This is a genomic window from Nocardia sp. GTS18 (genome assembly GCF_013839555.1).
GTDB classification, from domain to species: domain Bacteria; phylum Actinomycetota; class Actinomycetes; order Mycobacteriales; family Mycobacteriaceae; genus Nocardia; species Nocardia rosealba.
The window spans coordinates 127,807-140,766 of the sequence record NZ_JACBIU010000005.1 but is presented as its reverse complement, the minus strand read 5'-3'; the positions used below and the strand labels follow the sequence as shown (position 1 = coordinate 140,766).

The 12,960-nt window shown below is 68.0% G+C and carries 13 protein-coding genes; 4 read left to right on the top strand and 9 right to left on the bottom strand.

What is annotated here, in order from left to right; translation table 11 throughout:
- Positions 1-274 precede the first annotated feature (274 nt).
- Positions 275-2,833: an ATP-dependent Clp protease ATP-binding subunit gene (locus tag HYG95_RS08205; protein WP_181697397.1), complete on the top strand. Its 2,559-nt coding sequence runs from the start codon at positions 275-277 to the stop codon at positions 2,831-2,833.
- A gap of 56 nt (positions 2,834-2,889) precedes the next feature.
- On the opposite strand, the gene HYG95_RS08200 is transcribed toward HYG95_RS08205, so the two are convergent.
- The 7 genes from HYG95_RS08200 to HYG95_RS08170 form a co-directional block, all read right to left on the bottom strand.
- Complete coding sequence (locus tag HYG95_RS08200; protein ID WP_181697396.1) at positions 2,890-3,282, bottom strand: hypothetical protein; 393 nt, start codon at positions 3,280-3,282, stop codon at positions 2,890-2,892.
- Between the two features lie 119 nt (positions 3,283-3,401).
- Positions 3,402-4,232, bottom strand: coding sequence for a lytic polysaccharide monooxygenase (locus HYG95_RS08195; RefSeq protein ID WP_181697395.1), 831 nt, complete (start codon positions 4,230-4,232; stop codon positions 3,402-3,404).
- A 410-nt stretch (positions 4,233-4,642) separates the two neighbouring features.
- Positions 4,643-5,815, bottom strand: coding sequence for a cytochrome P450 (locus HYG95_RS08190; protein ID WP_181697467.1), 1,173 nt, complete (start codon positions 5,813-5,815; stop codon positions 4,643-4,645).
- Positions 5,816-5,850: 35 nt separating this feature from the next.
- Positions 5,851-6,453, bottom strand: coding sequence for an ATP/GTP-binding protein (locus HYG95_RS08185; protein WP_181697394.1), 603 nt, complete (start codon positions 6,451-6,453; stop codon positions 5,851-5,853).
- Positions 6,428-6,778 (bottom strand): DUF742 domain-containing protein, encoded by a 351-nt coding sequence (locus HYG95_RS08180; RefSeq protein ID WP_067488806.1) that lies wholly within the window; start codon positions 6,776-6,778, stop codon positions 6,428-6,430. Before HYG95_RS08180 ends, HYG95_RS08185 begins: the two co-directional genes overlap by 26 nt.
- Positions 6,778-7,188, bottom strand: coding sequence for a roadblock/LC7 domain-containing protein (locus tag HYG95_RS08175; RefSeq protein ID WP_181697393.1), 411 nt, complete (start codon positions 7,186-7,188; stop codon positions 6,778-6,780). The genes HYG95_RS08180 and HYG95_RS08175 overlap by 1 nt, the downstream gene beginning before the upstream one ends.
- On the bottom strand, positions 7,166-8,554 hold the full coding sequence (locus HYG95_RS08170) for a sensor histidine kinase (RefSeq protein ID WP_181697392.1): 1,389 nt from the start codon (positions 8,552-8,554) through the stop codon (positions 7,166-7,168). Before HYG95_RS08170 ends, HYG95_RS08175 begins: the two co-directional genes overlap by 23 nt.
- 251 nt (positions 8,555-8,805) lie before the next feature.
- On the opposite strand from HYG95_RS08170, the gene HYG95_RS08165 reads away from it, so the two are divergent.
- On the top strand, positions 8,806-9,237 hold the full coding sequence (locus HYG95_RS08165) for an SRPBCC family protein (protein WP_067488812.1): 432 nt from the start codon (positions 8,806-8,808) through the stop codon (positions 9,235-9,237).
- Here the strand turns inward: HYG95_RS08165 and HYG95_RS08160 are convergent.
- The gene (locus HYG95_RS08160; protein ID WP_181697391.1) at positions 9,228-10,109 is read right to left on the bottom strand and encodes a dihydrodipicolinate synthase family protein; all 882 of its coding nucleotides are present in this window, start codon (positions 10,107-10,109) and stop codon (positions 9,228-9,230) included. The two genes, HYG95_RS08165 and HYG95_RS08160, sit on opposite strands and share 10 nt — an antisense overlap.
- Positions 10,110-10,179: 70 nt before the next feature.
- On the opposite strand from HYG95_RS08160, the gene HYG95_RS08155 reads away from it, so the two are divergent.
- Positions 10,180-11,082 carry a LysR substrate-binding domain-containing protein gene (locus HYG95_RS08155; RefSeq protein WP_181697390.1) on the top strand — a complete coding sequence of 301 codons (903 nt, stop codon included), beginning with the start codon at positions 10,180-10,182 and terminating at the stop codon, positions 11,080-11,082.
- On the opposite strand, the gene HYG95_RS08150 is transcribed toward HYG95_RS08155, so the two are convergent.
- On the bottom strand, positions 11,083-11,802 hold the full coding sequence (locus HYG95_RS08150) for a GntR family transcriptional regulator (protein WP_356983296.1): 720 nt from the start codon (positions 11,800-11,802) through the stop codon (positions 11,083-11,085).
- Positions 11,803-11,962: 160 nt separating this feature from the next.
- On the opposite strand from HYG95_RS08150, the gene HYG95_RS08145 reads away from it, so the two are divergent.
- The gene (locus tag HYG95_RS08145; RefSeq protein WP_181697388.1) at positions 11,963-12,955 is read left to right on the top strand and encodes a BMP family protein; all 993 of its coding nucleotides are present in this window, start codon (positions 11,963-11,965) and stop codon (positions 12,953-12,955) included.
- Positions 12,956-12,960 lie beyond the last annotated feature (5 nt).

Genomic DNA, 12,960 nt, shown 5'->3' with positions numbered 1-12,960 from the left:
CTCTTCCCAACAACCGGGCACGACGGTCGATCCCGTCGTGCGGGTCGTCACGCTACCGTCGAGCGCCGTCCCAGCACCAAGAATCAGACAAATCCGGTGGTATCGGACGGTTTCCACCGGATTTTGGTCGGTCCGCCATCGACTCGACGACGCGGATGTGAAACTGCCCAATGGCTTGCACAGCACCGGAGGATGCCGAAGTATTGCTGGAAGCACGGTCCCGATCTACAGGAGTCGCCGCTGGCTGCGGCACGACGAACGAAGAGGTGCGGACATGACAGCGAGCTGGCCCGGTTCGAGCGATCCTTTCGACGACATCTTCCAGCGCTTTTTCGGTTCCGGAATGTCGGCGAAACCGCCGGTGCAACGCATCGACCTGAGCCGTCTGATGACCGACGACGCGAAGTTGCTGGTCGGTGCGGCGCGGCAGGCGGCCCAGCAATGGGGCAACCCGGAGATCACGCCCGAACACCTGCTCTACGCCGCCGCCGAGACCGAACCCGCGCGCGACATGATCGATGAGCTGAGCCTCGACGCCGACCAGGTCGCCGAGCAGATGCAGGACTATCTCGACACCGGCGCGGCCGGCGGGTACGACCTGGCCGACATCACCCTCAGCCCGGCGACCAAGCTGGCCATGCGCGCCGCCCAGCGCCAGGCCGCGCAGTCCGGCAGCACCTACATCGGGCCCGAACACATCCTGCTCGGCATCGCCTCGCTGTCCGACAGCATCGCGGCCCAGACACTGGTCGCGGGTCTGGCGGCCAGCCAGAGCGGTGGCGGCCCGACACCGAGCACGGCAGCCGCGCAGGCCAAACGCCAGCAGCGCAAGACCGATACCCCGACGCTGGACGAATACGGTCGCGACCTCACCGCCGAGGCCCGCGAGGGCCTGATCGACCCGGTGGTCGGGCGGGCGGAGGAAATCGAGGAATCCATCGAGATCCTGTCCCGGCGACGCAAGAACAACCCGGTCCTGATCGGTGATCCCGGTGTCGGCAAGACCGCGATCGTGGAAGGTCTGGCCCAGCGCATCGTCAACGGCGACGTGCCGACCTCGCTCGCGGACCGCCGGGTGATCGCCCTCGACGTCGGCTCCCTGGTGGCGGGCAGCAAGTATCGCGGTGAGTTCGAGGAACGGCTCACCAAGATCCTCGACGAGGTTCGTGCCCACAAGGACGAACTCGTGGTGTTCATCGACGAACTGCACACCATCGTCGGCGCCGGTGGTGGGGGCGAGGGTTCGATGGACGCCGGCAACCTGCTCAAGCCCGCCCTCGCGCGCGGTGACCTGCACGTCGTCGGTGCGACGACGATCGACGAATACCGCAAGTACATCGAGAAGGACGCCGCGCTCGAGCGCCGCTTCCAGCCGGTGATGGTCGCCGAGCCCTCGGTGGCCGACACGATCGAGATCCTGCGCGGGCTCGCCGACGTGTACGAGGAACATCATCAGGTGCGCTACTCCGACGAGTCGCTGGTCGCGGCGGCGCAACTGTCGGATCGCTACATCACCGACCGGTTCATGCCCGACAAGGCGATCGACCTGGTCGACCAGGCAGGCGCACGGGTCCGGTTGCGTTCGGGTACCGCCGACCCGGAGGTCAAGGCCAAGGAAGACGAGATCGCGCGGCTGTACCGGGAGAAGGACGCGGCGGTCGACAACGAGGACTACGAGAAGGCCAAGGCGCTCAAGGCCGAGATCGCCGCCGCCGAGGAGGAGCTGGAGGAATCCGGTGCCACCTCCGCGGAACCGGAGGTGCAGGTGGTCGACATCGCCGAGGTCATCTCGCGGCGCACCGGTATTCCGGTGGCCGATCTGACCGCCGAGGAGAAGCAGCGCCTGCTCGAGCTGGAGAACGTGCTGCACAAGCGGGTGATCGGGCAGAACGAGGCGATCGTCGCGGTCGCCGAGGCGGTGCGCCGGGCGCGCGCCGGGCTCAAGGACCCGAACCGTCCGATCGGGTCGTTCCTGTTCCTCGGTCCGACCGGTGTCGGCAAGACCGAGCTGGCCAAGGCGCTGGCCGAGGCGGTGTTCGGCGACGAGGATCGGCTGATCCGCTTCGACATGAGCGAGTTCCAGGAGAAGCACACGGTCTCACGGCTCGTCGGCGCCCCGCCCGGATATGTCGGGTACGACGATGCCGCCCAGCTCACCGACAAGGTGCGCCGTCAGCCGTACTCGGTGATCCTGTTCGACGAGGTCGAGAAGGCGCACCCCGATGTGTTCAACGTGCTGCTGCAGTTGCTCGACGACGGGCACGTCACCGATTCCAAGGGCCGCACGGTGGATTTCAAGAACACCATCGTCATCATGACCTCCAATATCGGTTCGCAGCTGATTCTCGACGCGCCCGCCGGTGATCTGGATTCGATCGTTCCCCAGCTCGAGGAGAAGCTGCGGTCGCACTTCCGGCCGGAGTTCCTCAACCGGATCGACGAGCAGATCGTGTTCCACCGGCTCGACAAGTCGCAGCTCGAGGAGATCGTTGGGCTCATCCTCGACCGCACACGGCGCATGCTCGCGGCCCAGGACGTCGAACTCGACATCAGCCAGTCGGCGGTGGACTGGTTGGGCGAGAAGGGTTTCCAGCCCGAGTTCGGGGCCCGGCCGTTGCGTCGTACGGTGCAGCGCGAACTCGACAACCGGGTGTCGCGGCTGCTGCTCGACGGTGGGCTCGAGTCCGGCGGCACGGTGCACGTCGACACCTCGGGCGACGATCTGGTGGTCACCGCGACCATGCCCGACAACCCGTCCGCGGGCAACGGCGAGGCGCCGAAGAAGAGCTCCAAGAAGAAGGGCTCCGACAAGAAGCTGGTCGACTCGAAGTGAGTCCAACGACGGTGGCCCGGTCCGCGGAAGGACCGGGCCACCGTTGTCTCAGCACATCAGCCGCCGGTGACCACGCAGGACTCACCGAAGCGGTACCCACGGCCGACGCTCACGTCGACGGCGCGACCGATGCCGTCCTGGACGGCGGCCAGGGTGTGCGCTCCGGCACTCGACGGCACCCACGGCATGGTGGCGATGCCGTCGGTGGGGTTCACGACCGCGAGCAGCGTGCCGTTGTCGTAGAACGCGACAGGAACGATGCCGACACTGAGCCGAGCCTCGAGGTAGTGCGTGCACCCGGTGCCGTAGTTCGTGGAACTTCCCACGCTCAAACTCGGATTCACCGTCAGTTGTGACACCCCGGCCGAAGCCGTCGGCGCACCGAAAATCACTGCCGCGACGACCGTTCCGACGGCCGCGACGGCCACACCGCAAATCCTGTCACTCATATCTCACGTCCTTGTGCTGCGAGGCCGGCCGAACGCGAGGCCGGCGAGGTTTTCCCAATCCTGGCCCCATCCGCACACCGATGGTGGGAGAAACACCCGAATCGCTCGCATTCGCCCAGCTACCCCCGCGACCAGAGGGCCGGGGTGTTCGGCGGGGTCCAGTTGGGGTCGTGGACGGTGTGGGTTTGGCGGCAGGTGTAGGTGACGCCCTGGTAGGTGACCCTGTCGCCGATGGCGTAGGTGGCGCCCTGACGCCACGCCGATGCCGCCGGTGCTGTCGTTGTGGGGTGTTCGTGTCCCCCACCCGGCTGGGAGGTCGTCGGCGGGGCGGTGCTGGTGGCCGGTGGATTCGTGGTGGTCACCGGCGGTTTCGTGGTGGTCGGCGGCGCGGGCGGGGTGGTGGTCGGCGCCGGCGGCTGCGTGGTCGTTGCCGGTGGGGTGCCGCCACTTATCTCGAGGTCGACACAACTGTAGAAGGCCGCTGCGGTGTCTCCGATGTTCCAGACCGCGCGCAATTTATGCCGACCGGAGTACTGCGACAGGTCGATGGTGTGGGTGACCTCCATCGGGGGCTGCTCGTTTCGCCCGTCGATCACGGCGACCCGGGTATTCCCGATAAAGTACTCCCAGTCGGCGGTGCGATGATTGGCAGTGTTCTTCCAGGTGAATGTGACACTGCCGGAAACCCGCTGCGGAATCCAGCCGAGGCTGTCGTCGTCGAGTTCCGGATATTTGTTCGCGCTGCAATTGGTGAGCCCTTTCGGCCCCTCGACACTCTGCGGCTCGTATTTCACCGCACCGCAGGCGACGAGGCCGCGCACACATTGTTCCTGCCTGCTGGCCGGGCCGGTGACCCAGCCGTGCGCATTCGCGACCGAGGGCGGGGTGAACAGAGTAGCGACGGGCACCAAGGCGAGCGCGCCGGCGACCACGACAATTCGACTTCTCACTATCAATACTCCCTTGAAACACACACGGAAATGGACAGCAGGGGCCGGCGTGCCATCCGTGGACCATTTCGAGCGGCGATAAAGAACAGTTCGATACGAACTGACTGGGACAGTAGGCGCAAGAAGATCAGCGGTCAACAGGCGCGTCGGCGAAGAATTCGCTTACCCGCCGGTATTTCCACACAAAGGACCATTCTGCGAATCCAGCGAATTCCGTCAGGAGAACCAACCGGTTCGCTCTCCCGGCAATATCTCGGCTAATTACGCAGCTGAGAGAATCGGCGCTGTTTGCCGGACGTCGTCGGCAGTTTGCTCGGGGACAAACGACAACCGCCCACCACCCGGGCAGTTCCGGTGGTGGGCGGTATGAGCGAATCTCGAGCGACTCCTGAAATTCCGCGTCGACTCGATCAGGGCATCGGCAGGGGCGGTGTATTCGGGAAGACGACCGGCAGCGCGGCCAGGGACCGATGGAACGGGCCGGGGCGCCAGACCAGCTCTTCGGGGGGTACGGCGAGACGGATCTCCGGCAGGGCGTCGAGCAGCTGATCGATGGCGTCCTGCACGATGAGGTACGCGACCGATTTCGCGGGGCAACCGTGCGGGCCGGTGCTCCACGACAGGTGGGCGCGATTGTGGATCACGTCCAAGCCCGCGATGGCCGGATCGTTGTTGCAGGCCGCCATGCTGATGACGACCGGTTCGTGCGCGGGCAGCCAGGTGTCCTCGATGAGGGTCGGCTGCCTGGGGTAGGTCATGCAGAAGTTGGCCAGCGGCGGGTCGGTGAACAACACCTCGTCGAGGGCGTCGCGAGTCGACATACTGCCGCCGAGTACATCGCCGGCGAAGCGGTCGTCGGTGAGCATCAGGCGCAGCGTGTTGACCACCAGGTTGAGCATGGGCTCGATGCCCGCGCCGTAGAGCACCAGCAGCTGGTGCACCAGTTCCTCGTCGGTGAGCGCCGCCGGGTGCTGCAGCAGCCGGGTCGCCACATCGTCGCCCGGCTCGTGTTTGCGCAGCCCGACCAGGTCGGCCAGGGCGTTGGCCACCAGATTGTTGCCCGCCTCGGCGTCGGTGCCGCCCTCGAAGATCTGCGACATCCCGGTGGCCACCTGCTGACCGATCTCGGGCGTGCAGCCGAGCATCGAGTTCAGCGCCTGGAACACCAGCGGAAACGCGTACTGGCTCAACAGGTCCGCCGAGCCGGCGGCACAGAAACTGTTGATGAGCGGGATGGCGAACTGCTCGACCGTGCTGTGCATCGCGTACAGGTCGACCCCGGCCAGACCTGCCACATTGGCCTGCCGGTAGCGGGCGTGCTCGGCACCGGTGGTGCGCAGGGCCGCGGGACGGAACTGCAGCATCGGCAGCACCGGGCAGTCCTTGGGGATGTTGCGTTCCCACATGCGCGGGTCGGCCGGGAAGTGGTCGGGATCGTTGAGGATCCGTACCGCGGTGTGATAGCCGATCACCAGGGTGGCCCGGATTCCCGGTGAGAGTTCAACGGGGACAAGGGATCCGAACCGTTCCCGCATCTGCCGGTAGGCAGCTTGCGGGTCGGCCGCGAATTCGGGCGAATACATCGGTACCCGGACATCGGCCGCGAGGTCTTGCAAGGTCACCGAACTGCCGCTTCCTGCCTCTGAAATAGGTACTCGGCCAGCGTGATCAGCGCACGCAGACCGTGATCGCGGCGTCGCGCGTCGACCGCGATCACCGGGGTGTCGGGGGTGAGGTCGAGCGCCTCACGCACCTCGTCGAGGGGGTAGCGGCGGAAACCCTCGAACTCGTTGACCGCCACCGCGTAGGGGACGCCGCGTTGTTCGAGCGCCGAGAGCACGTCGTCGGCCTTCTCGATGCGCCGGGTGTCGACCAGGACGAGGGCGCCGAGCGCACCGCGCGCCAGCTCCTCCCACAGCGGCGCGAACCGCTCCTGACCCGGCGTGCCGAAGAGGTAGAGCGCCAGTTGCGGATTCAGCGTGAGCCTGCCGAAATCGAGGGCGACAGTGGTCTGCACCTTGCTGCCGAGTCCGGCCAGATCGTCGATACCGATGCTCGCCTCGGTGATCGTCTCTTCGGTGCGCAGCGGCCGGATCTCGGACACGGCGCACACGAACGTCGTCTTGCCGACGCCGAAATTGCCGGCGACCAGGATCTTCACCGACCTGGTCACCGTTTCGGCGACGTAGTCGACCTCAGCCTGCGAGGACACGGAGACCATGGAGCACCTCCTTGATCAACGCCAGCTCCGGCTTCACCTCGGCCGGGGTGGGGCAGTGTAGATGTCCGCTGTCGAGCAGATCGGACACGATGATCTTCACCACCGAGGCGGGCAGGTCGAGATACGCCGAGAGTTCGGCGATCGACAGCGCGCCACGGCGGCTGGTGAGCGCGAGTACCCGGCGCTCGTCGGGTCGGTGATCGGCACGCGGGTCGGCGACGGCGCGTACGAGGGTCACCAGATCGAGTTCGTGCGCGGCCCTTGTCCGGCCGCCGGTGCGCACATAGGACCTGACCAGGTCGGGGTCACGCCTGCCTCGGCTCATTACCTGACACCGTGCCGTGGCGCCGCACCGATCTCGTGGCCGACCCGCGCGGCCAGTTCGTTCATCCGGTGCGCCACCAGCGCCACGTCGACATCGGCGGTGGTCGCGACACCGAGCAGCGCGCCGACACCGGCGGCGGTGATCATGATCATGCCCTCGTCGTATTCGGTCATGTTCTGGCGCACTGTGTTCGCCGGTGACCCGCAGAACTCACCGAGGGCCTTACCGAGCGAACGTAGACCGGAAGCGGCCGCCGCGAACCGTTCGGCATCGTCCTTGGCGATGCCACGGGAGTGGGCGATACGAAGGCCGTCGTCGGATAGCAACACGGCGAAGCGGACGCCGGGGATCTCGAGATCCTCGAGCAGCCATGCCAAACGGTTGGTGCTATCGGCTACCGGTGTGCTCATCGGCTGTTCCTTCCGTGGATCGCTCGGCCGCAGCGGCACGACCGCTGCGGGAACCGCTGTGCCAGGCAGCGGCGAGGTCGGGGCGAGCCTGCCCCACTTCCGTGGTCACCCCCGCCGAATCCGGGGCGACCGGGCGGCGGCGCCGTTTGGGCAGCCCACCGCTGGTGATTTCGTGCACGGCCGCGCGCGGGCCGTCGGTCTCGACAGGGTCGGGCACGGGCACCGGGATGTGCGCGGGCGCGGCCAGTTCGGGTTCGGGGATTCTCGGCGCCTCTCCGCTCACCAGCAGCGCCGACGGCACATAGACCATCGCGCGCATGCCACCGTAGATATTGGGACCGTCGACATGCACGGAGAAGCCGTAGCGGCGTGCGAGTGCGGCGATACCGGGGAAACCGACCTTGGGCGCAGGCCCGAGGTCGTGGATGTCTACCGAGCGTTCACCGCTGAGCACCAGACGCGCGTCCTCGAGCTGCTCGGGGCTCATCCGCATGCCCGCGTCGTCGACGATGATCGTGACGCCGTGATGGCCTTCCTGGAACCCGACCTCGACGAACGAAGACGGCGGCGAGTACCGCAGCGCGTTGTCGAGCAGGGTGGCCAGCGTGTGCACGAGCGGCTCGACGGCACGGCTGATGACGATGCGTTCCGATTGGGCCGAATGGACCCGGAGGAACTCACGCACGCGCCCGGTGGCACCGCCCGCGACGTCGGTGAGCGACTGCTGTGGCCAGCGCCTGCCCGGCAGACCACCGGAGACGATCACGTAGGACTGCGCCTGCCGGATCATCTGCTGCACGGTGTGGTCGATGCGGGTGAGTGTCTCGTAGACGGCGTCGTCGCGGTGCTCGCGCAGCGCGGTACTCACCACCTGGCCGAGGTCGGTGCCGAGGCTCACCACCGAGGTGCCGAAGGAGCGGACCGCCGCACTGGTCGCCGCGCGGGACGACGCCTGCAGTTCGGTGCGGGTCTCCTCGCGGGCGGCCTGGATCTCGGCGACGCGGCGTTGCTCGCCGTAGCGTTCGACCATGGCCCGTGTTTCCTCGGCGACGACGCGCAGGTCGTCGGCGTGGCCGGTCGCGATCGCCTGCAGCGACTCGCCGAGGGGCGCATCACGCAGTTCGGCGGGCAGCTCCACCGCGACCGACGGAATGTCGTGTCGCCGTACGGCATCGGTGATGGCGGGCAGGGTGATCTGGGCGAGGTGATGTACCGCCGCCTCACACAGTTCACGCTCCCGCTTGGCGGCGTCGGCGCGTGCGCGTTGTTTGCGCTCGTTGTGCATGGCGAGCACAGCCACAGCGATGGCCGCGAGGACCACCAGGGCTCCGATGATGAGCGACAGCACCGCGATTCCGGAGTTCATCTGATCTTTCGTCGTCGTTCCACCCGGGCAGCCGCCCTCGACGGAACCATCCCGGATACCCGATAGACAGTCCCCGCTTCCAGCGACCCGCACACAGTAGCAGCACTGTGACCGATTCGAGATGGAACCTGCTGTCAGGCACGGGAATTGCCGCTGATATTACCCAATTTCCGCAGGCGCGGGGTTGTCGAAAGACACGAGGGTCCGGATGCGGCGGTCGCGGAACCGGGAGTACCGGATACTATCCCGCCGTGGCCAAATTGAAGCTCACCATCGACGTCCCCCTCGCCCCGGACAAGGCGTGGGACCATGCCTCCGACCTGGAGCACCTCGGCGACTGGCTGGCGATCCACGAGGCCTGGCGCGGCACCGTCCCCGAAGAGCTCACCGAGGGCACCGTGCTGGTGGGCGTGGCGCGGGTCAAGGGGTTCCGCAACAAGGTCACCTGGACGGTGCGCACGGCCCAGCCGCCGCACAAGCTGAAGTTGACCGGCGCGGGCATCGGCGGTACCAAGTTCGGCATCGATCTCGCCGTGCAGCCCAAGGGTGACGGTTCGGCGGTCGACCTGACCGTCGAACTCGGCGGCGCGCCGCTGTTCGGCCCGATCGGCTCGACCGTGGCCAAGGCACTGCGCGGCGACTTCGAACGGTCGCTGGCGAAGTTCGTCGAACTCTACGGCTGAGTCCCGGCCGCCGACAGCGCCGCCGCGACCGATTCGGCCGAGGCGGGCAGCAACGGCAGACGCACCGCCGCGCTGGGGATTTCGCCCCGCGCGGCGAGTACGCCCTTGACGACCGTGGGGTTCGGTTCGGCGAACAGGGCGGCACCGAGGGCGTCGAGACGACTACCCACCGCGCGGCCACGCGCGAGATCGCCGGTCCCCCACGCTTGCACCAGTTCGGCGTACCCGGCGGGCGCGACATTGGCCGCGGCGAGGATCGCGCCGTCGGCACCGAGCGCCAGCAGCGGCGAGGCGAAACGGTCGTCACCCGCCAGCACAGTGGTCCGATCCCCCACGGTCGCCATCAGTTCCACGGTGGCATCGGTGATGCCACCGACCGCGTGCTTGAAACCGGCGATGTTCGCGATGGCGGTCAGCCGGATCAGCGTTGCGGCGCCGAGCGGGCGCGCGGTCCGGTACGGCACGTCGTAGACGAGGATCGGCGCCGGGCTCGCGGCCGCGAGTGCGGTGAAGTGCGCGATCACGCCCTCCTCGCTCGGTCGGACGTAGTAGGGCACCACCGACAGCACCGCGGCCGCGGACGACGGCACGGCAGCCACCGCGGCGGCGGCCTCGGCGGTGGCGTTGCCGCCCGCGCACACGATCAACGGCGCGTCCCGTTCGGCGCACACCGTGGCGCAGATGTCGAGTACCTCGGCGCGTTCGGCTGGCGTCAACGCCGACGGTTCGGCGGTCGTGCCGAGCGCGACGAGCCCGGTGGCGCCCGCGTCGAGAACCGTGTGCGCGTGCGCACGGAGTGCGTCGGGAGCGAGGGCGCCGTCGGCAGTGAAGGGTGTGACCAGGGGGACGAACAGGCCGTGCAGCGATGTCATGACTCCATCGTCGAACCCCGCGACCGTAAGGTCCAGTTCACGTTCATGACGAAGAACGTAAGCTGAACTGATGCTCGATGTCCGCAAACTCCGCCTGCTGCGCGAACTCGCTCACCGCGGGACCATCGCGGCGGTCGCCGAAGCGCTCAGCTACACGCCGTCGGCGGTGTCCCAGCAGCTCAGCGCGCTGGAGAAGGACGCGGGCGTCGCACTGCTCGAGCGGTCGGGCCGCCGGGTGACCCTCACCCCCGCCGCCCACCTGCTGGTCGGCCACACCGAGACCGTGCTCGCCGCCCTCGAACGCGCGGACGCCGAATTGGCCGGTGCGCGGACCGCTTTGGTCGGCACGCTGCGCATCGGCGCGTTCCCCACCGCCGCGCGTACGCTGCTCTCCCCCGCCCTGGTCGCCCTCAGCACCGAACACCCCCGCCTGGAACTGACCGTCACCGAGATCGACCCGGCCGACGTACCCGACGCCCTGCGGGCAGGCACCCTCGACATCGCGCTCACCCACGACTACGACCTGGTGCCCGCCGACACCGACCGGGCGTTGCACACCGAACCACTGCACACCGAAACGGTCTTTCTCGCCACCCGCGACCCGGCGCCCGCCGACGACCCGTTGCGCGCCAACCGCGACTCACCCTGGATCGCGGGCACCCCCGGCACGCTGTGCCACACGATGACGATCCGCGCCTGTCAGGCAACGGGTTTCACACCGCGCGTGCGTCATCACGCCGACGACTTCGACACGGTGCTCGCCCTTGTGGCCGCCGGTGCGGGCGCCGCGATCATCCCGGGCCTGGCGCTGTACGCACCGCCGGAGCGGCTCGCCCTCACCGCATTGCCGATTCGCCGCCGCACCCGTCTCGCCTACCGCAACGGCACCGGCGACCATCCGGCCGTGCGCGCGGCACGCAGTGCCCTCCATCGTGCGGCCGCCGCCGGCCGAGCACCGGCGGGCGGCGGCTGATCACGCCGATTTGTCGCGGTTCGTGGTGCGCTGACGCGTGCGGGTGGCGCTGACCGGGTCGATGGCGGGCGTCGCCCACTGCTCGGCGAGAGCCAGGCTTGGTTCGCGCCCGGAGGCGACATGGCGATAGGCGATGTCGGCCGCGGCCTGCGGATCGCCTGCCGCGATCGCGGCGTAGAGCGCTTCGTGTTCGTCGCATTGGGTGCCCGGGTCGCGTTCCTTGGTGAGGTGGAACAGCCACCGCACGCGAGACTCCAAGGGCCGCAACAGCGATTGCAGCAGCGGGTTGCCGGAGATCTCCACGATGAGCGCGTGGAATCCGGCGTTGGCGGCCGCGATGGCGGCCTGCTCGCCGCGTTCGGTGGCCCGTCGGGCGGCGGTGAGCTGGCCGCGCAGCGCGGTGAGGTCGGCGGATTCGGCTCGTTCGGCGGCCAGCCGAGCAGCCAGCACCTCGAGGCTCTCGCGCACGTCGAACAGGTCGCGCACATCGGCGACCGTGAACGGGGCGACGATCGCGCCCTGCCGAGGCACGATCACCACCAGACCTTCACGTTCCAGTAGATGCAGCGCTTCGCGCAGCGGAATCCGGGAGATGTCGAGCTCGGTGGCGAGATCGCGTTCCACCAACCGCTGCCCCGGACTCAACCGCAGATCGATGATCCGATCCCGCAGTTCCTCGTACGCCTGATCTCGCAGCGACTTCTTGACCGGTTCCGCCACCACACCATCCTTCCGCCCCGCATCCGACTCCACGGTAGCCGCGTGAGGACCGAGCGACCGATTCTTACTTTTCGGTAATCCGGCCGTCATTCGAGGACCGCACGCTGACACTTAACGGTATACCGCTAAGTGAGCGGTTCGTTCGATCAAGGAGTACCTCGTGCACAACTCCACCCGGCGCGCGATCGCCTTCGGCTCGGCCGCCTTCGCCGCCGCTGCCCTGTTGTCGGCCTGCGGCTCCGCCGATACCGCAGCGGCGGGCGGCAAGCTGAAGGTCGGCGTGTTCTTCCCCGGTTCGCTCTCCGACACCGGCTTCATGCAGTCGGGGTATCTCGGCTACCAGCGCGTCGCCGAAGCCCTCGGCGACAAGGTCGAATTGAGCAAGGTCGAGCAGGTGGCGGCGGCCGACTACCAGCAGGCGCTCGTCCGTTTCGCCTCGACCAACGATCTGGTCATCGCGCTCGGCGGCCAGACCGATGCCGATGTGCGCAAGGTGGCACCGCAGTTTCCGAGTGTGAAGTTCGTGGAGATCGGTGGGCCCGCCGACGCGAAGCCGATGGCCAACCTGGCCTACTACGACCCGCAGCAGGCCGAGGCCGAGTTCCTCAGTGGCGCGGTGGCCGCGGCCGGATCCAAGACCGGCGCGGTGGCCTTCGTCGGCGGCGTCGAACTGCCCGCGATCGTCAACGCCGCCAACGCTTTCGGTAACGGCGCGCGGTTCGCGAAGCCGGACGCCCGGGTGCTGACTCCGCAGTACGTCGGCGATTTCAACGACCCGGCCAAGGCCAAGCAGGCCGCGCTGGCCGACTACGGTGCGGGCGCGGGCGCGCTCGGCCAGATCGTGAACCTGGGCAAGGCGGGCCTGGAGCAGGCAGCGGCACAGGCCGGTGCCACCTTGGTCGGCGGTCCGATCCCCGGTGACTGCACCGATCCCGTGTATCTGGGCTACGTGCACACCGATATCGGCGCCGAGGTCGAGTACGCGGTGAAGGCGGCGCTCGACAACACGTGGAAGGCCGAGAACGTGCGCTTCGGGCTCACCTCGCCCAACGACGGCACCGATTTCGTGTTGTGCGACAAGCAGCCCGCGGTCGCCGACGCGCTCGCCAAGGCGAAGACGGCACTGTCCACCGGCGCGGTGAAGCCGTACTGATGGCG